The organism is Microbacterium sp. Root61 (assembly GCF_001427525.1).
In the GTDB taxonomy this organism is placed as follows: domain Bacteria; phylum Actinomycetota; class Actinomycetes; order Actinomycetales; family Microbacteriaceae; genus Microbacterium.
In genome coordinates, this window is sequence record NZ_LMGU01000001.1 from 1,428,695 (window position 1) to 1,453,192 (window position 24,498).

A 24,498-nucleotide genomic window follows, 5' to 3' on the forward strand; every position below is an offset into this window, starting at 1 on the left:
CGTAGTCGCGGGACCTCCCCTCGGGAACCGAAGCGGGCGCAGTCGGGACCCGATTGTCAGCTCTGGGCCACCTCGAGCGTCTGCCGCGCGATCTCGACCTCTTCGTCGGTCGGAACCACGAGGACGGTGACCGCCGAGGCATCCGTCGAGATGATGCGGATGCCGGGGCCCCGCGTTTCGTTGCGCTCCGGGTCGAGCTCGACGCCCGCGAAACCGAGGGTGGCGAGGGCTCCCGCGCGCACCGCCGGGGAGTTCTCCCCGACACCCGCTGTGAAGGAGATGACATCGACGCCGCCGAGCTGTGCCAGGTAGGACCCCGCGTAGGCGCGGAGGCGGTGCACGTAGACATCGAAAGCGAGGGTGGCAGCGGCATCCCCCCGCTCCGCCCGCTCGAGGAGGTCGCGCATGTCGGAGACGCCGGCCAGGCCCAGCAGGCCGCTGCGCTTGTTCAAGAGGTCGTCGAGGTCGTCGATCGACAGGTGCGCGCGGCGCGCGAGCTGCACGAGCACGGCCGGATCGATGTCGCCGGATCGCGTGCCCATCACGAGGCCCTCGAGCGGGGTGAGCCCCATCGAGGTCTCGACCGAGCGTCCACCGTCGATCGCCGTCACGGACGCGCCGTTGCCGAGGTGGAACACGATCTGCTTCAGCTCGGCGAGCGGCCGATCCAGGAACGCGGCGACCGCTTCGCTGACGAACTTGTGGCTCGTGCCGTGGAAGCCGTAGCGGCGGATGCGGTGGGCGGCCGCCAGCTCCGCGTCGATCGCGTACGTGTAGGCGGCCGGGGGCAGGGTCTGGTGGAAGGCCGTGTCGAACACCGCCACGTGCGGCACGTCGGGGAACGCGCGCCTGGCCGCGACGATCCCGGCGAGGTTCGCGGGGTTGTGCAGCGGGGCGAGCACGGAGAGCTCGTCGATGTTGATCTCGACCAGCGGCGTGATCAGGGTGGGCGCGAAGAACCTGGCACCGCCGTGCACGACGCGGTGTCCGACCGCGACCGGCGGCCGCTCCGTGAGCGAGGGACCGTTCTCGGCGAACGCCTCGAGCATCACCGCGAACCCGGCGGTGTGGTCCGGGATCGGCAGTTCTCGCGTATACGTGGCGTCCAAGACCGTGGGGGCCGCATCCGTGCCGTCCGCCCCCATGCCCGCGGCCGTGACCGTGTGCCGCGCGCGCCCGGTCGCCTCGCCGATGCGCTCGACGAGCCCGGAGGCGAGCACCTGCTCGTGATCCATGTCGAGCAGCTGGTACTTGAACGAGGACGATCCGCTGTTGACGACCAGCACCACGCTCATGCTGCTCCCTCGCCCTGCGCCTGGATCGCGGTGATCGCGATCGTGTTGACGATGTCGTCCACGAGCGCCCCGCGCGACAGGTCGTTGATCGGCTTGTTCAGCCCCTGCAGCACCGGCCCGATCGCGACTGCACCGGCCGAGCGCTGCACCGCCTTGTAGGTGTTGTTGCCCGTGTTCAGGTCGGGGAAGATGAACACGGTCGCCCGCCCCGCGACGGCCGAATCCGGCATCTTGGCCTTGGCGACGGCCGCATCGGCGGCGGCGTCGTACTGGATCGGACCCTCGACGAGCAGCTCGGGGGCGCGCTCGCGCACCAGCGCGGTCGCGGTGCGCACCTTCTCCACCTCGGCGCCCGACCCCGACTCCCCCGTCGAGTACGACAGCATCGCGACGCGCGGGTCGATGCCGAACTGGCTCGCGGTCGCCGCCGACGAGATCGCGATGTCGGCGAGCTGCTCGCTGGTCGGGTCCGGGATGACGGCGCAGTCGCCGTAGACGAGCACGCGGTCGGCGAGCGCCATCAGGAAGACCGAGGAGACGACCGAGACGCCCGGGGCGGTCTTGATGATCTCGAACGCCGGTCGGATCGTGTGCGCCGTCGTGTGCGCGGCGCCCGAAACCATGCCGTCGGCCAGGCCGAGGTGCACCATCATCGTGCCGAAGTACGAGACATCCGTCACCGTGTCGGCAGCCTGCGCATAGGTGACGCCCTTGTGCGCGCGGAGTCGCTCGTACTCGGTCGCGAACTGCGCGACGTGGGCCGGATCGAACGGGCTGAGCACCTGCGCGCCGCTGATGTCGATGCCGAGCTCGACCGCGCGGGTGCGCACGTCGTCCTCCTCGCCGAGGATCGTGAGGTCGGCGATGCCGCGCGTCAGCACGGTGGCGGCCGCGCGCAGGATGCGGTCATCGCTCCCCTCGGGCAGCACGATGCGCTTGCGGTCGGAGCGCGAACGCTCCATCAGGCCGTACTCGAACATCAGCGGCGTCACCACGGTGGCACGGGCCAGACCCAGCGCGCGGCGTAGTTCATCGGTGTCGACGTGCCGTTCGAACAGCGCGAGGGCGGTGTCGTAGCGGCGCTGCGAGTCGGCAGCAAGACGTCCGCGCGTGTTCATCACGCGCACGGCGGTCTCGAAGGTGCCGAGCTCGGTCGCGACGATCGGGATGCTGGAATCCAGGCCGTCGATGAGGCGGTCGATGTCATCCGGCAGCACGAAGGGACCGTTCAGCACGATGCCGGCGATGGAGGGGAACGTGCCGGAGGCGTTGGCCAGGAGCGCGGCGAGCAGCACATCGGTACGGTCGGCGGCCACGATCAGCACGGCGCCCTCGATCAGGCGCGGCAGCACGTTGACCATCGACATGCCCGCGACGACCACGCCGAGCACCTCGCGGGTGAGCAGTTCCGAGTCTCCCTTGAGCAGAGTGCCCTCGACGGAGCGCAGGATGCCGCGGATCGACGGCGCGACCAGGCTGCGGTCCTCGGGCAGCGCCCAGACCGGCACTGCCCGTCCGTGCGCCGTGGCGACCGCGCCGCCGATCGCCTCGACGATCTCGTCGAGGCGCTCCGGGTCGGCGCGGTTGGCGATGACGGCGAACAGCTCGGCGCGACCGTGCGCGAGCTCGGCGAGGGTGAGGTCCGCGATCTGCCCCATTTCGGCCGGAGTGCGCGGCAGCGTCGTGCCGAGCTGCTCGCTCTGCCCCTGCTGCGCGCGTCCGCCGAGCACGAGGAGCACGGGGGCGCCGAGGTTGGCGGCGATGCGCGCGTTGTAGGCGAGCTCGGCCGGGCTGCCGACATCCGTGTAGTCGCTGCCGAGCACCACGACCGCGTCGCACTGCGCCTCGACGGCCTTGTAGCGCGACACGATCGTCGACAGCGCGGCGTCCGGATCGGCCCGCACATCGTCGTAGGTGACGCCGATGCACTCGTCGTAATCGAGGTCGACGCCGTCGTGATCGAGCAGCAGCTGGAGCACGTAATCGCGCTCCGCGGTCGAGCGGGCGATCGGGCGGAACACGCCGACTCGGGCGGTCGCGAGACTCAACGCCTCCAGCACGCCGAGCGCGATGGTCGACTTGCCGGAGTGACCTTCGGCCGAGGTGATGTAGATGCTCTGCGCCACGGGGACCAGCCTATGGCGCGGCATCCGCTCGCGCTGGGGTCCGGGCCGTGAGTATCCGGGCATGAAAAGACTCTCCGCGCACCCGGCAGAGCCTGGTTACCCTTGCTACGTTTCCGTCCTGGGGGAGTTGGCCTGGATGCCGCCGCGCGGAGAGCTGCCACCAGTCTAACCGAGACGAACGGATGCCTCGTGCATTCAGGGAACTCCCTGATCCGCTGGGGCTTTGCCAGGGTTACGATCGAGGGGTCGGGCGATGACGCTCGAACCACGGCGGATCCGAGGGGCCCAATGGACCACAGCGCGACGACCCAGATCGATCACGGCCGTTCGGCGGACGCGATCACCCCGGAAACCTTCGAGCGCCAGACCACCGACATCCTGACCGCCGTCGGCAGTGTCATCGACGGCAAGCCGGACGCGGTCCGCAGCGCGCTGGTCACGCTGCTGGCCGAGGGGCACCTGCTCATCGAGGATGTCCCCGGGGTCGGCAAGACGATGCTGGCGCGCGCACTCGCGGCATCCGTCGACGCGTCCGTGCGCCGCATCCAGTTCACGCCCGATCTGCTTCCCGGCGATGTGACCGGCGTCTCCGTCTTCAATCCGGTCGACCGCGAATTCGAGTTCAAGCGCGGCGCGATCTTCGCGAACATCGTCATCGCCGATGAGATCAACCGCTCCTCCCCCAAGACGCAGTCGGCGCTGCTGGAGGCGATGGAGGAGGGCCAAGTCACCGTCGACGGGCAGACGCACATGCTGCCCGACCCGTTCCTGGTCGTCGCGACGCAGAACCCGCTCGAGATGGAGGGCACGTACGCCCTGCCGGAGGCGCAGCGCGACCGCTTCATGATGCGCATCTCGATGGGGTATCCCGACGCTCGCTCCGAAGCACTGATGCTGCGGCAGCGCGACACCGTCAACCCGCTCGAGGCGCTCAAGCCCGTCGTCACCTCGGCACAGATCACCGACCTCATCGGCTGGGCACGCGCGGTGCATGTCGCGCCCGCGATCGAGGACTACGCCGTCGCGCTCTCGCAGGCCACCCGCACCCATCCCGACCTGCGCCTGGGCGCGAGCCCACGCGCCACGCTGCAGCTCGTGCGTGCCGCCAAGGTCTGGGCCGCCCTGGACGGGCGCGGCTTCGTCATCCCCGACGACATCACCGCGCTGCTGCTCCCGGTGTTCGCCCACCGGCTCATCCCCACTCGCGCGACCGGCGGGGCGCGGTCGCGCGCGAACTCCGACACGATCGCCTCGATCCTCGAACGCATCGCGAGCAGCGTCCGCGTCCCTCTCGCCGCACGTCAGTGAGTCGACCATGAGACGCCTGTGGCCGCTGACCGTACGCGGCACCGGCGCGCTCATCCTGGCGATCGCGTGCTTCGTCCTGGCGAATGAGCTCGGGCTGATCGAGCTGGTCTACTTCGGAATCCTGCTGTGCGCGGTACTGGCCGCCAGCATCGCGTCGCTCTATCTCACGCGGCGCACCGAGAGCATCAGCCGTTCCCTCTCCCCCGACGTGCCGTCCGTCGGCCGCGATGCGAACGTCACGGTGCGGGTCTCGGTCCGCACAGCCGTGCCGAGCGCGCAGGGCCGCTGGAGCGACACCGTGCCGCGCGGACTGACCGGACGCGCGCAGGGCAGCTTCCCCGCCCTGGGCTCCGGGCTGCGCGGCGGCGAGCGCTCCGTCGAGCTGCGGTACAGCGTCACCGGCGCACGCCGCGGCATCCATTCCCTGGGACCGCTGACGGTCACCTCCTCCGATCCATTCGGACTCGCGCGCCGCCGCAACGTCCTCGGCGACCGGACCCGGGTCACCGTCGCCCCCGCGGTAGTGGACCTTCCTGCCCTGTCGAGCTTCATCGGCGACACCGGCGGAACCCTGCACTCCACGACGAATCAGCTGGGGCAGGGGTCGGACAACCTGATCGCCCGCCCGTATGCCCCCGGCGATTCGATGCGCCGCATCCATTGGCGCGCGACGGCGCATCGCGACACGCTCATGGTTCGCCAGGAGGAGCAGGAGTCCGCTCCGGAGGCGGTCGTCGTGCTCGATCGCGGCGTGCTCCGGTGGAGCCCCGAGGCCATGCAGGCGCCCGGCGCGGATGCGGCGTTCGAAACGGCGGTCTCTGCGTGCGTGTCGGTCGTGTCCCGGCTCGTCCACGACGGCTACACCGTGGAGATCATCGACTCCGACGGCACCGCACTGGCCGAACCGATCGAGGGCGGCGACGTCACCGAGGTCGAGGCGCTCACCGTGCAGCTCGCCACGCTGACCGCCCGACGCGACGACCACCTGACGCGTCTGCCGCATCTGTTCACGTCCCTGATGACCGGGCCGGTCGTGATCATCACCGGCCGGTTCGATCCGCGAGACGCCGATGCGCTGGCCCCCGTCGTGCACCACTCCGCGCTCCCCGTCCTGCTCGCGGCATCTGCCTCGGGTGACGCGCTGGACCGCGCGGCCGATGACGGCTGGCGTACCGCCGCGATCGACGCCGACGTCGACCTCGCCGCCGCCTGGGCGACCGCCGTGGATCGGGGGGTCAGCCATGCCCTCCAGTGAGGCACCGCTCCGCCGCGGCGGAGAGCTGGCCCTGACCATCGGGGTGTTCGTCGCCGTCTTCGCGGCGATGATGCCGCTGCTGCGCGTCATCGAGACGGGATGGTGGGTCCTGGGCGCGGTCGTCCTGTCTGCCGCCGTTCTGGCCGCAGGCTTCGTGGCGCGCCGGTTCCGACTGCCCGCCGTCGCCGTCAGCCTCATCGAGGCGGCCGTCTGGGTGGTGCTGCTGACGGTGATGTTCCTGCGGGACTCGGCCCTGCTCGGCCTCATCCCCACCCCCGACACCGTGCGCACGGTGCCGGGGCTGATCGGTGCGGGCATCGACGAGGTCGTCCTCGGTGCTGCACCGCTGGAGGCGGGCACGCCGCTGTCGTTCTTCATCGTCGGCGCCATGGGCATCCTCACGATCGTCATAGATCACGTGGTCCTCACCGCCCGGATGCCGCTGCTGGCATCGGTCGGTCTCATCGCGATCTCGCTCATCCCCTCGATCGCGGTTCCCGGCGAGATCGACGTCACCTCGTTCGTGCTGCTCGCGGCATCCATCCTGTTCCTGCTGCGCGTGGAGACCCGCGCGCGCGAGACCGCCGGCGACACCAGTACTCCATCGACCCGCACCGCGCCCGCGGGCGGCGTGTCGGCCACGGCCCTCGGCATCGGCGCGATCGGGGTGATCGTCGCGATCGTCGCGACGCCGCTCCTCCCCCCGCTCGCGGAGGCCGGCTCGGGAGTGGGCGTCGGCGCCGCGATCGACCCGACGCTGCAGCTCGGCGACGACCTGCGCCGGCCGGCCGAGGTCGAGGTGCTCACGGTGCGTACCTCCGCGCAGGCCCCGCCGTATCTCCGAGCCGCGACGCTGTCGGCCTTCGACGGCTCGGTGTGGCAGCCGGACCGTTCCCGCACGCTGCCGCTGGACAGCCCGTCCGGCCTCGGTCCGATCACCGCCGACGAGGAGATCCGCGTCGTGCAGGAGACCACGACCGTACAGGTGCAGGATCTCGACTCCCCGTGGCTGCCTGTGGCATTCCCCGCGATCTCGGTCACCGGACTCGATGGCGAGTGGTCGGCGGTCCCGTACAACCGCACCGTCGTCAGCCGCGACGGCTCGGCGCAGGGGCAGTCCTACGACGTGACGACGGAGCTGCCGCGCCCGACGCTGGAGCAGATCCGCGCGCGCACCGCCGGTGGCCCGGAATTGCGCGACGAGACGACGGCCCTGCCCGCGGATCTTCCTCCGATCATCGGCGAGCTCGCCGCGCAGATCACGGCCGACAAGACCAACGACTACGACCGGCTCGTCGCGTTGCAGACGTGGTTCCGGGGCTCCGAGTTCCAGTACTCGCTCGAAGCCCCGGTCGAAGAGGGCTTCGACGGCACCGGTGCCGACGCGGTCGCACGATTCCTCGAGGTGCGCGCGGGCTACTGCGTGCACTTCGCATCGGCGTTCGCCCTGATGGCGCGCACGCTCGGGATGCCGGCACGCATCGTCGTCGGCTACCTCCCCGGCTCGAACACCAACACCACGATCGACGGCAAGACCGTCTACGCCGTCTCCAGCAGTCAACTGCACGCGTGGCCCGAGGTGTACTTCGGGGGAATCGGCTGGGTGCCGTTCGAACCGACCAACAGCCTCGGCGTGCCGACCACCTTCTCCGCCGGTTCGACCACGCCCGGCGGTGCCGACCCGCAGCAGTCCGCCGCCCCGCTGCCCCGCGAATCCGCGTCGTCGTCCGCCTCGCCCAGCCCGAGTGCCGGAGGCCTGCGTCCCGGCGACTCGCAGGCCGGGCGCGCCGAGGACGCGCTGGACCCCACCCCCGTGCTGGTGACGCTGTTCGGCATCCTGGTGGCCCTCGCCATCCCCGGACTGATCCGCGAGCTGCGGCGTCGTCAGCTGCTGGCGGCGGCACGGGGCGGTGACGCGGCCGCAGCCTGGACCAGCGTGCAGGACGTCGCGATCGACCTCGGCATCGACGTGCCGGGCAGCGAGTCCGCCCGTGCGCTGGGCACGCGCCTCGTGCAGGCGCACGGCGCCCCGGCCGACGAGATGTCGCTGCTGATCGGCGGCATCGAGCGCGCCAGCTACGCCGCGGGTGGCCGTCACGGCTTCTGGCAGGGCGCCGAGATGGCGGATGCCGCGACCGCCGTTCGCGCCGGCATGCTCGCCGCCGTCGACCGTTCCCGCCGCATCCTCGCCCTCGCCGCACCCCGGTCGCTGATCGTTCGTCCGGGCAGTGTGTACGCCGGGTCCGGGAGAGGCTCTCAGGCAAGGTAGGATTGTTGCGGCCCTCCGGGGCCGAAGGAGGATTCGCCTAGTGGCCTATGGCGCACGCTTGGAAAGCGTGTTGGGTGAAAGCCCTCGGGGGTTCGAATCCCCCATCCTCCGCCCTTGAGAATGAGCCCGGCCAACGGCCGGGCTCATTCTGTTTCTCCCGTCACGTACGCGCTTCGTGCCGCTTCGGCTTGAGCCGCTCAGGGGCGTCGGTCGCGGGAACCCATTCGCAGGCGAAGGAGCCCTGGTAGCCGAACAGGAACCCGAACCGCGAGTTGCGCACCTCGAGGTCGATGTGGAACAGCCCGTCACGGTCGTCGAATCGTTCTCGCAGGCGGGCCCGACCGCTGAACAGCATCGGGAACCGGAACGCGACCGGACCCTCGTAGAACCGCTGCGCATCCGAGGTGAGGATGAGCGCGCCATCGTCATCGACACCCAGGTCGAGGTCGACGGCGAGATGCTGGTGGGTACCGAGATAGTCGATGATCCGATCCCCCACGCCGATCATCGTGGCGTCGAAGCGTCGACGGCGACCGCGGATGTCGTACTCCCGCACGAAGGTGACGGTCTCCCGCCCGAATGGGTCGAGGTAGGGGTAGTTCTCGATCCGGAACGGGACATCGGTGCCGACATCCGGGATGAGGATGTTGCGCAGTCGGCCGACCTGCAGGAATGGCACCGTCCACCACGGACCGCGCCGGATCCGCACCATCGTCCCGCGCCCGACGCATGCCTCACCGGAGTCCAGCCCGATTCCGAACCGCTTCTGCAGCATCGGGTGCAGGCGCGCGAAGTCCTCGACCAGCGCGCGCTCGAACATCGACGTCATCAGCTCCTCCTCGGGTCGGCGAGCACGGCGAGCGTGGCCGGCGCGTCGCGCAGATGGTCGTCCTGCCGCGCCCCGTGCGCAGGCGCGCGCAGGCACCGCGCCGCACGCGGGCGATCAGGCCGCCACAACCACAGCGCACTGGAAAACGGCCACGCCTCGGGAGCTTCGCCCCGCTCGATCCAGATGCGCAGTCGATCGAAGCTCCACGCGGTCACCCACCCCAGGAGGGGCCGCACGATGAGGTCCGGAATCCGCCCCCAGCCGGGGGTGTAGTCGTATCCGGTGAGAAACCGGGTGTCCCCGTCATCCGGGACGTACCGCCAGTACCCCCGGCCGTCGCGGATCGGCGAGAGCGGGTCGACTGTCGAGAAGCGTAAGGCGGACGTGCGCGTGCCGTCCGGGCGGGAGCGTTCTCCGATGGTGACGCCGGTGCCGGCCACCGTGTGGAACGCGATGCGACGCGCATAGGTGAAACGCGTCTCGCCCGCTTCGCTCGACTCAGTGGGCACGATCTGCGAGAACCGGGCATCCCACCGACCGTGCGCGGCCGGATCCTGGGTGAGCTCCCACACTTTCTCCGGGTCGGCCCGGATCACGATCTCGACATAGATGGCTGATGCGCCCCGCCTTCGGCGCCCGCTCACCTGAACACCGCCGCGACGCCGCGACGCGGCATCCGCAGATCTGCGCACCCGAATCCGCCCGGAGCAGGGAGCGCGGCCCGGATCGACGCCTCATCGAACGGGAGCCGCGGTCGCAGCGCCCGCGGCAGTTCACCCGCGGGCTGGACGGCATCGGTGACGCCTTCGGCCAGCATCCGCACCTGCGCCATGGCCACCAGCGGGACCTTCATCGTCCACTCGGCGACCTGCGCCAACGCGTAGTGGAACGCCACCGGCGCGGGCACCACCAGCACCCGTCGGCCGACGACGCGGGCAACGCGTCGCACGGCCTCGCTGAGCAGGAGGGTCTCACCGCCGCGCACCGCGACCGTGCGCTGCGCGAGCTCTCCCCCGAGCGCGGCGACCATCACGTCGACGAGTTCGGCGACCGGAATCGGGCTGATGGTCTTCTCGCGCAACCCGACCGCGGCGAACAGCGGGATGGTCTGCACCGTGTGGCTGAGGTGGTCGACGAGATGGTCGCCGCGGCCGTAGATCATCCCCGCCTTGAGGACCGTGTACTCCAAACCCGATGCGCGGACGATCTCCTCGGCCGCCCACTTGGACTCGTGATAGCGCGAGCCGCAGTCCGGGCGCGCGCGCAGGAAGCTGAGCAGCACGATTCGCCGCACGCCTGCGCGACGCGCGGCCTCGACCACGGCCGCGGTCCCCCGCACGTGGACGCGGTCGAACGTCTGGTCGCCGAGCTCACGATTGATCCCGGCGCAATGGGCGACGGCCTCGCACCCGTCGAAGGCACGGGTCAGGGCATCGACATCGTCCACCTCGACGCCGGTGCGGCGCGAGGCGAGCACGACGTCGGCGGGCGCGAACCGCTCGGCGAGATGCCGGCCCACGAAGCCGGTCCCTCCCGTGATCGCGATCTTCATGCCCGCCCTCACCGGCATCACATCAGAACTGAACATGTTCAGAAAGTATCACATGCGCTCCGGATTCCGCTCGTGGCCTAGGGTCGTGACATGGGCTCGACGGCGACCGCATACCTCACGGGCTTCGGCCGGTACCTCCCCGGAGATCCGGTCGACAACGACGCGATCGTCACCCGCCTCGGCGGCGATGACCCGGTCACGGAGCGCATCCGTCGCCGCATCCTGGATTCGAACGGCATCCGGCAACGCCACTACGCGCTCGACGAGAACGGCGAGCCGACCGAGCTCAACGAGGAGCTCGCGGTCAAGGCCCTCCGCGCCGCGCTGGAGGATCGCGGCATCGACGCGGCCGACCTGCGGATGCTGGCGTGCGCGACGACGATGGGCGATGCGCTCGTGCCGGGCTTCGCCTCCATGGTGCACGGCCGCCTGGGCGGCGGACCGATGCAGGTGCTGTCCGCGTCGGGCGTGTGCGCGTCCAGCCTCGCCGCGCTCGACGCCGCGGTGAGCAAGATCCGACTCGGCGACCATCCGATCGCCGCGGTCGTCGGCTCCGAGCTGGCGAGCCGCAATCTGCGGCAACGCCGCTTCGACGGCATCCGTGCCGGGATGGACTCGCACTTCCTCCGCTGGATGCTGTCCGACGGCGCGGGTGCCGCCATCGTCGAGTTCCAGCCCCACCCGAGCAAGCCCTCGCTGCGAGTCGATTGGGTGCGTCAGGTCTCGCTCGCCCACGAGCACGACGTCTGCATGCGGGCAGGCATGACCGGCACCGAGGCGAGCGTGGGCACGACGTGGCAGGACGTCGGGATCGACGAGGCCGAGGCGGCCGGCATGTTCCTGCTGCGGCAGGACGTGAGCGTGCTGGACGACCTCGCCGACGCGGGCATCCGGCAGTTCGAAGAGCTCGTCGACATCGGACTCGTCGACGTGAAGAACCTCGACCACGTCGTGTGTCACTACAGCACCAACGCCTTCCGCGACGTCGCGTTCGACGCGCTGCGGCGCCGCATCCCGACACTCGACACGGACCGGTGGTTCTCGAACCTCGAAACCCGCGGCAACACCGGAGCGGCGAGCATCTTCATCGCGCTGGAAGAGGCCTGGAGCACCGGCCGGTTCGCACCCGGCGAGACGGTGCTGCTGGCCGTGCCCGAATCGGGGCGCTTCTCGTTCGCCTTCGCCCACCTCACCGTGGTCGCCCCACCCGTTCAGCAAGGAGCACCGACATGACGAACCCGACGACCACGACGCTCGACATGCCGCCCGCCGGCGACGGCGCCCTGCCGGATCGGCTCGCCGACGTCTGGACCGAGCTCGACGAACGCCTCGCACGGGTACCGGTCCTGAGCCGGCTCGCCGATGGCACCGTCACCCTCGAGGACTACAAGCGACTGCTCTTCAACCTCCGGCAGCAGGTCGTCGACGGATCCGCGTGGATCTCGCGGGCCGCTTCGAGCTTCGACATCGACCATTTCGAACTCCGGTCGGCGGCGATCCACCATGCCGAGGAGGAGCACCGCGACTACCTGATGATCGAACGCGACTACGTCGCGGTCGGCGGTTCACTGGACGACCTGCGCCGCGGGCGCAAGAACATCGGCTCCGAGGCGCTGTCCGGATACATGTTCCACTACGCCGATCGGCCCAACCCCGTCGGGCTGCTCGGCGCGATGTTCATCATCGAAGGGCTCGGCGCCAAACGAGCCGCCGGGTGGGCGGCCCGCTTCCAAGAGGTGCTCGGGCTCGCCGACAGCCAGGTGCACTTCATGAAGTACCACCAGGAGGCTGACGCCCAGCACACCGGAAACCTCGGCGTCATCCTCTCCTCGGGGATGATCGACGGCGCGGCGGCCGATGAGATCGTGCGCTGCGCGCAGGTGGTCGCGCGCCTCTACGCACTCCAGCTCGAAGAGCTGGATCACTGACGTGGCGGAGTTCGTCCGCTCCGACCCGAGCATGTGGGAGGCGATCTACGCCGATCCTTCCGTGCCGCTCGACCGCGCGCTAGTCCGGCAGATCATCAACGACCAGCGGCGCCTGTCGCGCCGCTGGCTCTACCCGATCGTCCGCGTGCTCTCCCGCGTCATCGTCGCCCTCGTCTCGATCATCAAGCGCGTCCTCCCGTTCCGATGGATGCCGCTGCGCACCATGGACGTGTTGTGCGTGTGGTTCCTCCGACGGTTCGTCTCCCCCGACGCCGTCGAACTGCTCATCCGACATTTCGTCATCGAGACCAATCTCGTCAACTTCATCATCCGCAACACGCCGGTCGACATGGAACCGGTCACTCTGCGACCCGAGACGCTCGCCGGACTCGGCGATCACGCCGTCGTCGAGCACGACGTCAACGTCTACGACGTGCTCATCGCGCTCGACAAGGTGCCGCTGACTCGGGCCGAGACCTTGGACTTCGCCCAGCTCGACATCCCCCGACTCGATGCCGAACGGCGCCGCCGCCGCATCGTCCGCCTCGACATCCAGACAGCCCTGTGCTTCATGAACATTCCGTTCTCCATGGCGCTCACCGTCGAGGAGTACCGCCGCGCGGTGCACTCGATCCGGTTCGACGACTCGTTCATGGAGATCCTCGCGCTCGTCTGCGACGACGACACGTTCCGGCACTGGAAGCTCGGAGGGCTGAGCCTCTGGATGGACTCGAACGTCGATGTCCCGCGCATGGTCTACCGGCACGCGCTCGTGTGCGAATACGCCCACGCCCGCCTCGTGAAGCTCGCGGGCGGCGCATATCCGCGGAACACCGACGCCGCGTTCGACTGACGCAGACATGACCGGGAGAGGCACGCCGATGACGAGGATCGCCGTGGACACCATCATCCGCGGCGGAATCGTCGTGACCCCGTCCGGGCGCAGCGCGAGCGACATCGGCATCCGCGACGGCAGGATCTCGCACGTCATCGATCGCGACTCGACGACGATCGAGCTGGATGCCGCGACCGTCCTGGACGCGCGCGGGGCGTTCGTCCTTCCGGGCGCGATCGACGCGCACGTGCACTTCGCGACAACGAGCCCGGGGGCGGAACCCGGATTCGTCGACGACTTCCTTCGCGGAACACGGGCGGCGATCCACGGCGGGGTCACCACCGTCGGTCAGATGAGCTTCACCGACACGGGAAGCTTGCGGGCGGCGGTGGAGGCCGACCACGCGCAGGCGCGTGCCCTCTCGACCATCGACTACGTGCTGCATCCGGGCACCTATGCGGTGGCCGCCGAAGCGATCTCCGAGCTCGCGGGGCTCGCCGAAGAGGGCTATCGGACACTGAAGCTCGTCACCCTGGCGCTGGATGAGGACTCCACGCACTTCGCGGAGGCGGTTGCACGGGCAGGCGAGCACGGGATGCTCACCCTGCTGCACTGCGAGGACGGCGCGCTCATCGAGCACGCCACCTCCGAGCTCATGTCGGATGGCAGGAGCGATCTGCGGTTCTACCCGGAGAGCCGGCCGGTCGTGACCGAATCGGCAGCGGTCGATCGCGCCATCGCCCTGTGCGAGCTGACCGGATCACCGATCTACATCGTGCACCTGTCGTCGGCGCGAGCCCTTGAGGCCGTGCGCGCCGCCAAGGGCCGCGGACTGCCCGTGTTCGCCGAGACCCGCCCGATCTACCTGTACCTCACCGATCGGGTGCACGCGGAGCCGGACGGCGGGCGCTTCATCGGGATGCCGCCGCTGCGCCGGGATGAGGATGTCCGTGCCCTCTGGGAGGGACTGGCGGACGGCTCGATCGACACCGTCGCGAGCGACCACGCGCCGTGGTCGCTCGCCGCGAAGATCGACCCCGCCCTCACCGTCGAGACAGCCCGCAAGGGCATGGCCGAACTCGACACGTTCCTCCCACTCCTGTACTCGGAGGGCGTGCGGACCGGCCGCCTCAGCCTGGAGCGGCTGGTGGCGGTGTCGGCGGAGAACCCGGCGCGCCTACTCGGCCTCTATCCGCAGAAGGGCGCGCTCCAGGTCGGCAGCGACGCCGACATCGTCGTGCTCGACCCCGCGGACGAGCGCACGATCCGGGCAGCGGAGCTGGAGAGCGCGGCGGACTACTCGGTCTACGAAGGCTGGACCGCCACGGGCTGGCCGCGCCTCGTGCTCTCGCGCGGCGAAGTCGTGCTCGCCCGCGACGGATCGTCGTGCACCATCACCGCCGCGCCCGGCCGCGGGCGATGGCTGCCCGCCGGCGAACGGCGAGAGCCGGTCTGAGCCCTTCGACCTGGGCTCAGACCGCCCGCTCGAGGCAGTAGTCCCCCGCACGGGTGAAGTCGGTGACGCGCCATCCGTCGTCCATGAGCGTGGTGAGTGCGTCGCGCACCGCCAGCCGCCAGCGCGCCGACAGCTCGGGCGACTCCAGACGCATCCGCTCGATGTCGGACGGAATCTGCACCCGACAGGATGCGGAATCCGCCACGCCCGCGAGGTCCAGAACCGGCTCCCGATCGATGCTGCGCAATGCATACCGCTCCGAGGCCGATGATGCCTCGGCCGCGGGATCGGCGGGAGGTTCGCCGTACAGGTCCCAGACCAGCAGCATCCGATCGCTCGGCTGACCACGGTTGATGCCATCCGTCATCGCGCCGTAGAAGTCGGGCAGATACGCAGTCGCCGTCGTCCCCAGCCGGTGGATGTTGAAGTAGGCGTTGCGGGCGACCAGCGGATCGAAGGTCCAGGTGATCGAGTCGGCGCCCTTGCGCAGACACCACGCCCGCTGGTGGTGCTTCAGCGCCTTCCCCACACCCGCGCCGAGGAAGCCGTCTGCGACGCCCGCGATGTGCGAGTGCACCGAGTGATCGCTCGGGGGGTGGAAGAACCCGACGCACACCGCGACGAGCCGACCCTCGTGATAGGCACCGGCGACGTAGTTGTCCGCGTGGGCGAGCGCCACCAGCAGCCCGGGATCGAGATGGGACTTGTTCTCCTCCACGTGCCAGATCTCGGCCAGCAGGCGGGATGCCGCGATCATCTCGTCGGGCGTGTGAAGCTCGCGCACCACCACACCGCTGTGCTCGGCGAGTGCCCTGGCGTCGGCTTCCGCGCGCGCCGCCGCCTTCTCCGCCGTTGGCGGAGTGCTCCGCAGCGAGGTCGTCACGCCTCAGCCGCCACTCGGGGCACATAGCGGTAGCCGAGGTAGATGCCGCCCGGCACCGGCCGGTACTGGCCCCATCCGGCCATGTCCGGCGAGGTATACGCCCACACTCCGGCGGCGTTGGCCGGCACGAGCCCCACGGTGGTGCTCTCCGGCTCCGCACCGAGACGCAGGATGTCGGTGCGCTCCGTCATCGTCAGCTGGGGGCCGTCCTCCCCGTGCGCGAGCGTGACGACGATGCCACCGGACGCATACTCCGTCGGCTCCGGCGCGGCCGCCTCGGGGCTCGGTGCGTCGCGGAACGGTGCGGGGATGTGCACGCCCGCCGCGGCACTCGCGGCGTCGTCGAACATCTCGCGGTACAGGCCGTCGCTCTGACCGCCGGAGGTGAGCAGCCCGACGGCGAACCCGTGCTCGGGGAAGATCCGCAGGTAGGCGCGCTGCCCGATGGTGCCCCCGTCGTGCCCGAATGCGAAGGTGCCGTTCCAGTCCTCCAGGAACCAGCCGAGCCCCCACCCTGTCACCGTCGGCACCGCTTCGCGCAGGCTGATCTGCTCCTCGAGCATCGCTGCTGCGGATGCCTCAGAGAGGATCCGCATGCCGTTGGGAGCGACGCCTCCCCGCAGCGCGGTTTCGGCGAACGTGAGCAGGTCGCCCATCCGCGCGGCGATCAGGCCGGCCGGACCCATCGAGCGGGCGATCGGCCACACCGGTACTGCTTCGGCCTCGGCGCCGAAGCCGCCGTGGCCCGTCGCGACGCCGAAGCGCGGAGCATCCTCCGTCAGCGTGATCGTGTGGGTCAGTCCCATCGGGGTCACGATGTACTTCTTCAGCGCGTCGTCCCAGCTCATGCCGCGCAGCACCTCGATGATGCGACCGGCCACCACGAAGCCGGAGTTGCAGTAGGAGAACCGTTCCCCGAGCGGGTGGACCTGTTCGGCCGTGGTCAGGGTGGCGACGTACTTTTCGACGCAGTCGTCGCCGCGCCCGGTGTCGGTGAAGAGGTCGCCGTCGATGCCGCTCGTGTGCGAGAGCAGGTGACGCACCGTCACCGCGGCAGCGACCGACTCGTCCTGCACCGCGAAGTCCGGCAGGATCGCGCGCACGGGCGTGTCCAGATCGAGCGCGCCCTCGTCGACGAGCTGCATGATCAGGATGCTGGTCCACACCTTGGTGATGGAGCCGAGCTGGAAAAGCGCGTCGTCGTGCGTGGACACGCCGGTCGTGACATCCAGCACCCCGGAGCTCGCGGTTGTCCGCTCGAACGGCGTGCCGTCCTCGCCGAGGCGGACGATGCCGAACTGGGCGCCGGTGACACCGTAGCGCGTGCGCAGCGCGTCGAGGCGCTTCCGCCAGAACGCCTCGCCCTGTCCCGCGGCGACCAGACCGGCCGCCGCCGCCTTCGTCACGGTGTACCGCTCGACCCACTCCACGAGTCGACTGTTGTAGTCGATCCGCTGCGCCAAGGGCCCCTGCAGGATCACGAGGTGGCTTCCCCCGGGGTAGACGACCAGCCGAGTGGGGACGCCCTGCACGCGCAGCGCGGAGAACCACTCCTGCGCCTGCCCGACCGGGCAGGTGTCATCGGCCGCGCCGTGCAGGACGAGCGTCGGGGTCGTGACGTTCTGGACGCGGGAGATGGGCGATGCCTCCAGCAACGTGGCGTAGTGGCCTACCGGAGCGACATCCGCCGCCATCTCCGAGAAGTACGCGGGGCCCTCGCCTTCGGCGGCCATGCTCGTGAAGTTGCAGATCAGTCCGCCCGCGACTGCCGCCGAGAAGCGGTCCGTGGAGGCGGTGAGCGCGCACGTGCTGAACCCGCCGTAGCTGTAGCCGGTGAGGGCGAGCCTCTCGGGATCGGCGAGTCCCTCGGCGATGAGCTGGTCGACCGGTTCGAGGAAGTCCTTCTCGTCGGCAGCGCCCCACCCGCCGTTGACCGCACGGAAGAAGTCGTCTCCGTAGCCGTCCGAGCCGCGCGGGTTCACCATCAGGATGCGCCACCCGCGGGCGGCCAGCACCTGGTGATAGAGGTGGATGTCGTCCGCCAGGCCCGTCCACGCGTTGTGCGGGCCGCCGTGGATGTCCAGCAGCAGCGGGGCCGCACCGGTCGTGTCCGGCGCGGAGAGCAACCATCCGTGCACGCGGGTGCCGTCCGAGAGGGAGAACTCGCGCTCCTGCGCCGTGAACAGGTCGACGTCCGGGAGTGCGGTCGCCGTGACGCTGGTGAGCACGGTCATCTCACCGGTGGTGAGGTCCACCACGGCCACCTCGCCGAAGCTCTCCGGGGTGCGCACGACGACGGAGGCGCGCGGGGCAGCCGCGGCCACGGAGAGGGCGGAGACCGCTGCGTGCGCGTCCGCCATGAGCGCGCGCGTCTGAGAGCCGTCCGCCGACACCGCGTGCAGATGGGTCCAGCCGCGTTCGCGGAGGCAGAAGACGATCTCCGCGCCGTCCGCGGTGAACGCCGGAGCGCCTCCGGGGTAGGCCGGAGCCCCGACCATGACGTTGCGGTCCAGCCCCGCGGCCAGGTCGACGTCCGCGGTCGCCGGGTCGAGCGCGAGGCGGAGCAGTGCGGCGTTGCCCACGCGCGGCACGGCCGAGCCGACCGCGATCAGCGCTGCCCCATCCGGCGCCCAGGCGATCGGGCCGCTGACGCTGCGCGCCTGACCGACGCTAACCGGCACCGGGATCTTGGCGTCGGCCTCGACGACATACGCGCACGAGGTGAGATCGACGTCGGAGCGCGGCTCCGACGATGCGGTGAAGGCGACCAGGCGGCCATCCGGAGACCAGCTCGGCGGCCCGGCGTGCCAGTCGCCGTCGGTGAGGCGGCGGTTCGCGCCCGTGGCCAGGTCCACCACGAACAGGTGCCGGCGCACGGAGCCGAACCAGCCGACGCCGTCCGCCTTGAAGCCCAGCCGGTCGATCACCAGCGGCGTATCGGCAGCGGGGGTGTCGGAGTCCCGCGAGACCGGAGCGGCGACCACGACGCGGGTGGCGTCGGGACTGAGCCGGCCGAGCGAGACCCCCAGCGGGAAGTCGGATGCGGCGGTCACGACGCGCGGCTCGCCGCCGTCGATCGGAAGGAGGTGGAGCTGGGCGACGCCATCGACCTCACGCGTGAACAGGAGGGAACGGCCGTCGCGAGAGAACTCGGGTGCCGCATCCGCCGGCCCGCTCGTGAGACGCCGCGGCTCGGCGGGTTCCCCGACCGTCGCGACCGACCAGAGGGAGCTCGCGGGCGCGCCATCGACGACCTCGGTGCGCGAGAACACGACGATCAGCCCGTCCGGCGAGATCGCGGTCTCCGCGGGAACCGCGATGCGCGCGAGGTCGGCGAGTTCGATGGATCGATTCGTCACTGTGGAGCTCCTTCTTCTTCTGGAAACAGGGGCACACCGAGGTGCGGTACTGCGGTCATCAGCTGTTGGGTGTACGGATGCTGCGGATCATCGATCACGCGCACCGCGGGGCCGCTCTCCACGATGCGACCGTCCTTCATGACCGCGACTCCGTCGCAGAGCTGGCGCACCACCGCGAGGTTGTGGCTGATGAACAGGACGGTGAGGTCGAGCTGCTGCTGCACGTCGCGCAGGAGATTCAGCACCGTTCCCTGCACGGACACGTCCAGGGCGGACGTGATCTCGTCGGCCAGCAGCACGGTCGGCTCCGCGGCGAGCGCGCGCGCCAGCGCCACGCGCTGGCGCTGGCCGCCGGAAAGCCTGCTGGGGTACTCGCCCGACCTGGCCGGGTCGAGTTCGACGAGGGTCAGAAGTTCGGCGATGCGCGCTGCGCGCTGGGCCTTCGTGACCCCACGCCCCCTCTCGCGCCGCCGCTCGGTGACGCGAAGTGCTTCTTCGATCGACTGTCCGATCGTCATCCGGGGGTCCAGGCACGAGTTGGGATCCTGGAAGACCATCTGCACGTTCTGCCGTGCACGTGCGGTCTTGCCCTTCGCTCGGACGACATCCACGCCGTCGAGCAGGATCCGTCCCGCGCTCGGTTCGTGCAGTCCGACGATCGCCCGTGCAATGGTGGACTTGCCGGATCCGGATTCGCCGACGAGACCGAAGATCGTCCCCGATGGAATCGTCAGATCCACCCCGGCGACCGCCTGGTGGCTGGAGCGCCCCGACCCGAAGTGCACCTGGAGTTCCTGTATCTCGAGCGTGCTCACGAGAGTGCCTCCACCGCGTCCGTCGGGAAGACCGTGCCCTCGGGAATGGTCGCGAATTTCGCGCCCGGTTCGCCGGTCATGTCGGGCACCGCCTCCAACAGCGCACGGGTGTACGGATGGCGCGCCTCCCCGGCGACGAGCGCCGTCACGGCGATGTCCTCGACGATCATGCCGCGGTACATCACGAGCACGCGGTCGCACAGCGCGGACACGACGGCGATGTCGTGCGAGACGAACAGGATCGCGGCCTGGTTCTTCCTGTTGACCGCGTGCAGCAGGGCCAGCACCTCGCGCTGGACCGTGACATCGAGCGCCGTCGTGGGCTCGTCAGCGATGATGAGGGCCGGGTCGCCCATCAGGCCCATCGCGATCATCGCGCGCTGGCGCATCCCCCCGGAGTACTCGTGCGGATACTGGCGGTAGCGTCGCTCCGGGTCCGCGATGCGCACGGCGCCGAGCCGGTCCACGGCGCGGGCCTTCGCCTCCTTCGCGGAGAGGTTCTCGTGCAGGATGCCGATCTCGGCGACCTGCGGACCCACGTGCAAGGCGGGGTTCAAGGACGTCGACGGGTCCTGGAAGACGAACGCCATCCGGGTGCCCAGGTGGCCGGCGAGCTCGCGCGACGGCACGGAGGTCGGCACGACGCCGCCACGGACCAGCTCACGACCGTCGAAGACGACACTGCCGGCCGTCACGACCAGCGGATCGTCGATGAGCCCCGCGACCGACATGCAGGTGAGCGACTTGCCGGAGCCGGATTCGCCGACGATGCCGACGATCTCCCCGCGGGCGACATCGAAGCTCACGCCGCCGACCGGGTACGACCAGGTGCCGTTCGTCGGCACCCCGACCCGGAGCTCCCGCACGCGCAGCACGAGCTCGGTGTCCGCGGCATCCGTCACCGGTTCCGCGCTGCGCGCCCCGCGCTTCGGGCGCCGTCCGACGAGGGAGTCCAGGCCGAAGCCGCGCGCGAGCGATTCGCCGACCAGGGTGAACACCAGGCCGGCGAACACCACGGCAGCCCCGGGGGCCAACGCGGTGGCCGGATTGACGTAGATCTTGCTCAGACCCTCGTTCAGCATCCGTCCCCAGTCGAACTCCGGCGCCTGCACGCCCAGGCCGAGGAAGGACAGCCCCGCGAAGGCGATGAGGGCGCCGCCCGCGCTGATGCTCGCGTTCACGATGAGCGGCTCGGAGACGTTGGGCAGGATGTGGCGGCGGAGGATCGTGAAGCGCCCGACGCCGAGGATCCGCGCCGCCGCCACGAAGTCGCGTCCGGCGATCGACGCGCTCAGCGTCTGTGCGAGACGGCCGTAGAACGGCACCATGGCGAACCCGATGGCCAGCACCGCGCCCACCGCCCCGGTGCCCACGACGATGGACAGCACGATCATGAGCAGCAGCGCCGGGAAGGCGAGTGCGATGCCGGTCGCACTGACGACGAAGCGCGCCCCGCGCCGCGGCAGGACGTTGGGCAGGAACCCGACCCCGACGCCGAAGATGACGCCGATGGCGGTCGCGGCGAGCGCCATCATCACCGAGAGCCGGGTCGCGGTGAGCACGCGGGCGAGGACATCGCGTCCGCCCGCATCCGTTCCGAGCGGATGCTCCGGACTGGGCTTGGCGGACAACTGGGTCAGATCAGCGACGGTCGCCTCCTGCCCCCAGATGATGGGACCGAAGATCGTGAAGAACGTCAGCACGACGAGGCCGATGACCGCGGCGATGCCGAGTGGAGAACGCAGCACGCGCACGAACCGCTGGGCGCGATTGGCCGCCGGAGCCGGTCCGGTCGCGACGCTCCCGGTGGGGACGTCCGGGAGCGGATCGAGAACGTGTGACTCGACTCCTACGGTGGGGGCGATCGACATCAGTTGTCCTTCAGCGCGGAGCGCGGGTCCAGTACCACCAGAACGATGTCGACGACGAGCGTCACCAGGAGCACGATCAGGCCGTAGACGATGACGACGCCCTGGGCGAGCGGATAGTCCTTCGTGCGGATGGAGTCCACGATGGTGGTGCCGAGTCCCGGCCACGCGAAGATCGTCTCGACAAGGACGGTCCCGGCGATGAGCGCCCCGAGCACGAGACCGCCGATCGTCAGCGCCGAGGTCAGCAGGTTCGGGAGCGAATGGCGCATGTACAGGCGCCAGCGCGACATCCGCTTGGCCCGCGCAGTGCGGATGTAGTCCTGATCGAGGACCGAGAGCGCCTCGGCCCGCACGATGCGCGACATCGCCGCGACCGCGCCGATGGAGAGGGCGGCGACCGGCAGGATGTAGGTCTCCGGCCCGCCGCGACCCGCGACCGGGAGCAGGTGGGTCTGCACGGCGAACACGTAGACAAGGCCGACGCCGATCAGGAACTCCGGGATGACCGCGATGAAGCCGCTGACCGTGGTGTAGCCGAGTTCGAACCCGCGACGGCGCCCGCCACGGGTGAGGGCCGCTGCGCCGATCCCGATGGGGATCGCCAGCAGCAGCATGACCGCCAGCGCGAGCAGGGCGAGTTCGAGGGTGGCCGGGAGCCGTTGCGCGATGACCGTCGTCACGGGGATCTGGAGGGTGAACGACTCCCCCAGGTCCCCAGTGAGGAGGCCTTGCCAGAAGCGCAAGTACTGCTCCCACAGGGGAAGGTTCAGTCCCAGCGCTTCTCGCTTGGCCTCCACCACGGACTGCGCGGCGTTGATGCCGAGGGCGTTGCGGATCGGGTCACCGGGGATGAGCCGGATCATGAAGAACGCGACGGTGACCAGGACCACGATCGAGACGAGCAGGCGCCCCGTCCGCCTCAGGAGGAAACCGACCCACGGTGAGCCGCCCCGTTGACGGTCGTTGTCGCGCGTGGGCGCTGCAGCGACCTGGAGCGGCGCCACCGTGTCGTGCTCGGTCATCAACGGATCAGCACTACTTCAGGACGCGGATGCCGGGACCGGGGATGGATCCGATGACCGGCTGGTAGAGCGAGGTGGCGCCGTTGAAGTACATCTTGAAGGGGGTGACGGAGACCGGGAGGATGTTCGCGTCCCGCATCAGCGCCTGCTCGGCCTGCTTCCACAGGTCGCACGCCGTGTCTCCGGACTCCAGCGCGGCGGCACTGGACAGCTCGACGTATTCCGGGTTGTCGACCGAGGCGTAGTTGTTGCCCTCCGGCACGGTCGGGCCCGACAGGTACGGCGGGAAGATGCTGGGCGTGTTGGACTGCAGATCGACGCCCACCGATGCCTCCCAGCCCGACGGGTCCTCCGCGGAGAAGGTCTGCCCCATCACGAAGCTCGCGTCGCCGCCGCTCAGCTCCACCGTGACGCCGAGCTTCTCCCACTGTGCGGCGAGGTACTCGGTCGCCGCGCTGCGGGTATCGGGCTGGTTGTTGTAGACGAGACGGATGGAGAGGGGTTCGCCGTCCTTGGTGAGCTTTCCGTCGGCGCCGAGCGTGTAGCCGGCCGCTTCCATGCCTGCCGCAGCCGCCTTCTCATCGAAGGTCGGCAGGGTGCCGTCGACGCTGTCGTAGCTGCAGGTCTTCGGCTCCACTGTGAGCAGGGACGTTGCGCGCGATCCCTTGCCGGCGGTGATGATGTCGGTGAACGCGTCGAGATCGACGGCCTGCGTCAGTGCGATGCGCACCGCGGCATCGCCGGTCGGGAGCGACGCGAGGTTGTTGAACCCGATCATTCCGGAGAGGTTCGGGGATGACAGTGATTCGAGGTCCGCCAGCCGCTCCTCGTCCGCGCCGGATACCAGCGCCGCGTTCAAGCCCTTCGACAGCAGCAGGTTCGCGACGGTGCTCGGATCCGGGATCATCTTCACGGTGATCGTCTTCGGGACGCCGGCAGTGTCGGACGTCGTCGTGCGGTCCGGGGCCCAGTCGTACCCGTCGCGACGCTCGAGCGTGATGTGGTCGTTGGCCACGACCTCGGTGATCTCGAACAGCCCCGTGCCGTTGCTCGCGGCCGACGTGCTCTTCGGGTCGTCCAGTGCCCCCTCGCACACCATCTGCTGTGCGCCCACGTTGTAGAGCAGGAAGGGCGACGGCTCCGGCGTCGTCACGGTCAGAACGTTGCCGTCTGCCTTCGCGACCGCGGTCCCGGGAATGATCGAATCGAGCAGCGGCGATCCGTTGGCGGGATCGACGATCCAGTTGAGGTTGTCGGCCGCCGTCTGCGCGGTGAACGGGGTGCCGTCGGCGCACGTGATGCCCTCGTGCAGAGTGAAGCTGACCTCGCTCGCGCCGTCCGTCCAGCTGTCGGCCAGGAACGGCTTGATCTCGCTGGTGGCGGGATCCACGAAGATGAGCGTGTCGTACGCGAAGGCGCCGACGAACTGGGCGGCGACCAGGTTGGTCACCAGCGGGTTGAGATCCCCTGGATCGCCCGCGATCGACGTCGCGTAGCTGCCGTCTACCGCGAACTCGCCGGAATCGCCGGACGACTCCGGGGATCCGCCGCTGCAGCCCGCGAGGACCAGCGGCACGACGACGATGAGGGGCAAGAGATTACGTGCACGAAATGTCATTGCTATCCGCCTCGAGAGATGTGGTGCAGGGATGACGATCGGGGGGTCCGACGCGCACTCTCCACAATCGACGCTCA

18 protein-coding genes, 1 tRNA gene and 1 other RNA gene are annotated in these 24,498 nt (G+C 69.9%); 8 read left to right on the forward strand and 12 right to left on the reverse strand.

Features of this window, described 5'->3' with window-relative positions; translation table 11 throughout:
- Window positions 1–56 precede the first annotated feature (56 nt).
- The 3 genes from ASD65_RS06975 to ffs form a co-directional block, all read right to left on the reverse strand.
- Window positions 57–1,295, reverse strand: coding sequence for an acetate/propionate family kinase (locus ASD65_RS06975; RefSeq protein WP_056220311.1), 1,239 nt, complete (start codon window positions 1,293–1,295; stop codon window positions 57–59).
- A complete protein-coding gene (gene pta, locus ASD65_RS06980; RefSeq protein WP_056220314.1) occupies window positions 1,292–3,421 on the reverse strand; it encodes a phosphate acetyltransferase in 2,130 nt (709 codons plus the stop codon). Before pta ends, ASD65_RS06975 begins: the two co-directional genes overlap by 4 nt.
- A 62-nt stretch (window positions 3,422–3,483) precedes the next feature.
- An RNA gene (gene ffs / locus ASD65_RS18730) (signal recognition particle sRNA small type) lies at window positions 3,484–3,580 on the reverse strand.
- 129 nt (window positions 3,581–3,709) lie between these two features.
- On the opposite strand from ffs, the gene ASD65_RS06985 reads away from it, so the two are divergent.
- The 4 genes from ASD65_RS06985 to ASD65_RS07000 all read left to right on the forward strand — a co-directional run bounded on the left by ASD65_RS06985 (window position 3,710) and on the right by ASD65_RS07000 (window position 8,364).
- Window positions 3,710–4,729, forward strand: a complete 1,020-nt coding sequence (locus tag ASD65_RS06985) for an AAA family ATPase (RefSeq protein WP_056220326.1) — start codon at window positions 3,710–3,712, stop codon at window positions 4,727–4,729.
- 7 nt (window positions 4,730–4,736) lie between these two features.
- Entirely contained in the window at window positions 4,737–5,984 is a 1,248-nt protein-coding gene (locus ASD65_RS06990; RefSeq protein ID WP_056220343.1) for a DUF58 domain-containing protein, read from the forward strand.
- Entirely contained in the window at window positions 5,971–8,253 is a 2,283-nt protein-coding gene (locus ASD65_RS06995) for a transglutaminase family protein (RefSeq protein WP_056220353.1), read from the forward strand. The genes ASD65_RS06990 and ASD65_RS06995 overlap by 14 nt, the downstream gene beginning before the upstream one ends.
- 26 nt (window positions 8,254–8,279) lie before the next feature.
- Window positions 8,280–8,364, forward strand: a tRNA-Ser gene (locus ASD65_RS07000).
- Window positions 8,365–8,413: 49 nt separating this feature from the next.
- On the opposite strand, the gene ASD65_RS07005 is transcribed toward ASD65_RS07000, so the two are convergent.
- From ASD65_RS07005 to ASD65_RS07015, 3 genes are read right to left on the reverse strand one after another with little or no spacing between them, the layout of a single operon-like run.
- On the reverse strand, window positions 8,414–9,082 hold the full coding sequence (locus tag ASD65_RS07005) for a DUF4166 domain-containing protein (RefSeq protein WP_056220356.1): 669 nt from the start codon (window positions 9,080–9,082) through the stop codon (window positions 8,414–8,416).
- On the reverse strand, window positions 9,082–9,774 hold the full coding sequence (locus ASD65_RS07010; protein ID WP_442922434.1) for an SRPBCC family protein: 693 nt from the start codon (window positions 9,772–9,774) through the stop codon (window positions 9,082–9,084). The genes ASD65_RS07005 and ASD65_RS07010 overlap by 1 nt, the downstream gene beginning before the upstream one ends.
- The gene (locus ASD65_RS07015) at window positions 9,723–10,670 is read right to left on the reverse strand and encodes an SDR family oxidoreductase (protein WP_235566624.1); all 948 of its coding nucleotides are present in this window, start codon (window positions 10,668–10,670) and stop codon (window positions 9,723–9,725) included. Before ASD65_RS07015 ends, ASD65_RS07010 begins: the two co-directional genes overlap by 52 nt.
- A 54-nt stretch (window positions 10,671–10,724) precedes the next feature.
- On the opposite strand from ASD65_RS07015, the gene ASD65_RS07020 reads away from it, so the two are divergent.
- Genes ASD65_RS07020 through ASD65_RS07035 form a run of 4 tightly spaced genes read left to right on the forward strand, consistent with a single transcriptional unit; the run spans window position 10,725 to window position 14,853 of the window.
- Window positions 10,725–11,867: a 3-oxoacyl-[acyl-carrier-protein] synthase III C-terminal domain-containing protein gene (locus ASD65_RS07020; RefSeq protein WP_056220363.1), complete on the forward strand. Its 1,143-nt coding sequence runs from the start codon at window positions 10,725–10,727 to the stop codon at window positions 11,865–11,867.
- Complete coding sequence (locus ASD65_RS07025) at window positions 11,864–12,562, forward strand: iron-containing redox enzyme family protein (RefSeq protein WP_056220366.1); 699 nt, start codon at window positions 11,864–11,866, stop codon at window positions 12,560–12,562. Before ASD65_RS07020 ends, ASD65_RS07025 begins: the two co-directional genes overlap by 4 nt.
- A gap of 1 nt (window position 12,563) precedes the next feature.
- A complete protein-coding gene (locus ASD65_RS07030) occupies window positions 12,564–13,415 on the forward strand; it encodes a DUF6999 family protein (protein WP_056220369.1) in 852 nt (283 codons plus the stop codon).
- Window positions 13,416–13,458: 43 nt separating this feature from the next.
- On the forward strand, window positions 13,459–14,853 hold the full coding sequence (locus ASD65_RS07035) for an amidohydrolase family protein (RefSeq protein WP_056220371.1): 1,395 nt from the start codon (window positions 13,459–13,461) through the stop codon (window positions 14,851–14,853).
- A 16-nt stretch (window positions 14,854–14,869) separates the two neighbouring features.
- Here the strand turns inward: ASD65_RS07035 and ASD65_RS07040 are convergent, their stop codons facing one another.
- From ASD65_RS07040 to ASD65_RS07065, 6 genes are read right to left on the reverse strand one after another with little or no spacing between them, the layout of a single operon-like run.
- Window positions 14,870–15,736: a hypothetical protein gene (locus ASD65_RS07040; RefSeq protein WP_056220376.1), complete on the reverse strand. Its 867-nt coding sequence runs from the start codon at window positions 15,734–15,736 to the stop codon at window positions 14,870–14,872.
- A complete protein-coding gene (locus tag ASD65_RS07045) occupies window positions 15,733–19,095 on the reverse strand; it encodes a serine hydrolase (RefSeq protein ID WP_056220379.1) in 3,363 nt (1,120 codons plus the stop codon). The genes ASD65_RS07040 and ASD65_RS07045 overlap by 4 nt, the downstream gene beginning before the upstream one ends.
- The gene (locus ASD65_RS07050) at window positions 19,092–19,910 is read right to left on the reverse strand and encodes an ABC transporter ATP-binding protein (protein ID WP_056220382.1); all 819 of its coding nucleotides are present in this window, start codon (window positions 19,908–19,910) and stop codon (window positions 19,092–19,094) included. Before ASD65_RS07050 ends, ASD65_RS07045 begins: the two co-directional genes overlap by 4 nt.
- Entirely contained in the window at window positions 19,907–21,781 is a 1,875-nt protein-coding gene (locus tag ASD65_RS07055) for a dipeptide/oligopeptide/nickel ABC transporter permease/ATP-binding protein (protein WP_082561607.1), read from the reverse strand. The genes ASD65_RS07050 and ASD65_RS07055 overlap by 4 nt, the downstream gene beginning before the upstream one ends.
- Window positions 21,781–22,803: an ABC transporter permease gene (locus ASD65_RS07060; protein ID WP_056220384.1), complete on the reverse strand. Its 1,023-nt coding sequence runs from the start codon at window positions 22,801–22,803 to the stop codon at window positions 21,781–21,783. The genes ASD65_RS07055 and ASD65_RS07060 overlap by 1 nt, the downstream gene beginning before the upstream one ends.
- Before the next feature lie 13 nt (window positions 22,804–22,816).
- Window positions 22,817–24,421 carry an ABC transporter substrate-binding protein gene (locus tag ASD65_RS07065; protein ID WP_056220387.1) on the reverse strand — a complete coding sequence of 535 codons (1,605 nt, stop codon included), beginning with the start codon at window positions 24,419–24,421 and terminating at the stop codon, window positions 22,817–22,819.
- Between the last annotated feature and the right edge of the window lie 77 nt (window positions 24,422–24,498).

What these genes read in the sequence shown, in the direction of transcription:
- ASD65_RS06975 (WP_056220311.1), bottom strand. Translation starts at nt 1,295, where the DNA reads ATGAGCGTGGTGCTGGTCGTCAACAGCGGATCGTCCTCGTTCAAGTAC.
- ASD65_RS06985 (WP_056220326.1), top strand. Translation starts at nt 3,710, where the DNA reads ATGGACCACAGCGCGACGACCCAGATCGATCACGGCCGTTCGGCGGAC.
- ASD65_RS06990 (WP_056220343.1), top strand. Translation starts at nt 4,737, where the DNA reads ATGAGACGCCTGTGGCCGCTGACCGTACGCGGCACCGGCGCGCTCATC.
- ASD65_RS06995 (WP_056220353.1), top strand. Translation starts at nt 5,971, where the DNA reads ATGCCCTCCAGTGAGGCACCGCTCCGCCGCGGCGGAGAGCTGGCCCTG.
- ASD65_RS07005 (WP_056220356.1), bottom strand. Translation starts at nt 9,082, where the DNA reads ATGACGTCGATGTTCGAGCGCGCGCTGGTCGAGGACTTCGCGCGCCTG.
- ASD65_RS07015 (WP_235566624.1), bottom strand. Translation starts at nt 10,670, where the DNA reads ATGTTCAGTTCTGATGTGATGCCGGTGAGGGCGGGCATGAAGATCGCG.
- ASD65_RS07020 (WP_056220363.1), top strand. Translation starts at nt 10,725, where the DNA reads ATGGGCTCGACGGCGACCGCATACCTCACGGGCTTCGGCCGGTACCTC.
- ASD65_RS07025 (WP_056220366.1), top strand. Translation starts at nt 11,864, where the DNA reads ATGACGAACCCGACGACCACGACGCTCGACATGCCGCCCGCCGGCGAC.
- ASD65_RS07055 (WP_082561607.1), bottom strand. Translation starts at nt 21,781, where the DNA reads ATGTCGATCGCCCCCACCGTAGGAGTCGAGTCACACGTTCTCGATCCG.
- ASD65_RS07060 (WP_056220384.1), bottom strand. Translation starts at nt 22,803, where the DNA reads ATGACCGAGCACGACACGGTGGCGCCGCTCCAGGTCGCTGCAGCGCCC.
- ASD65_RS07065 (WP_056220387.1), bottom strand. Translation starts at nt 24,421, where the DNA reads ATGACATTTCGTGCACGTAATCTCTTGCCCCTCATCGTCGTCGTGCCG.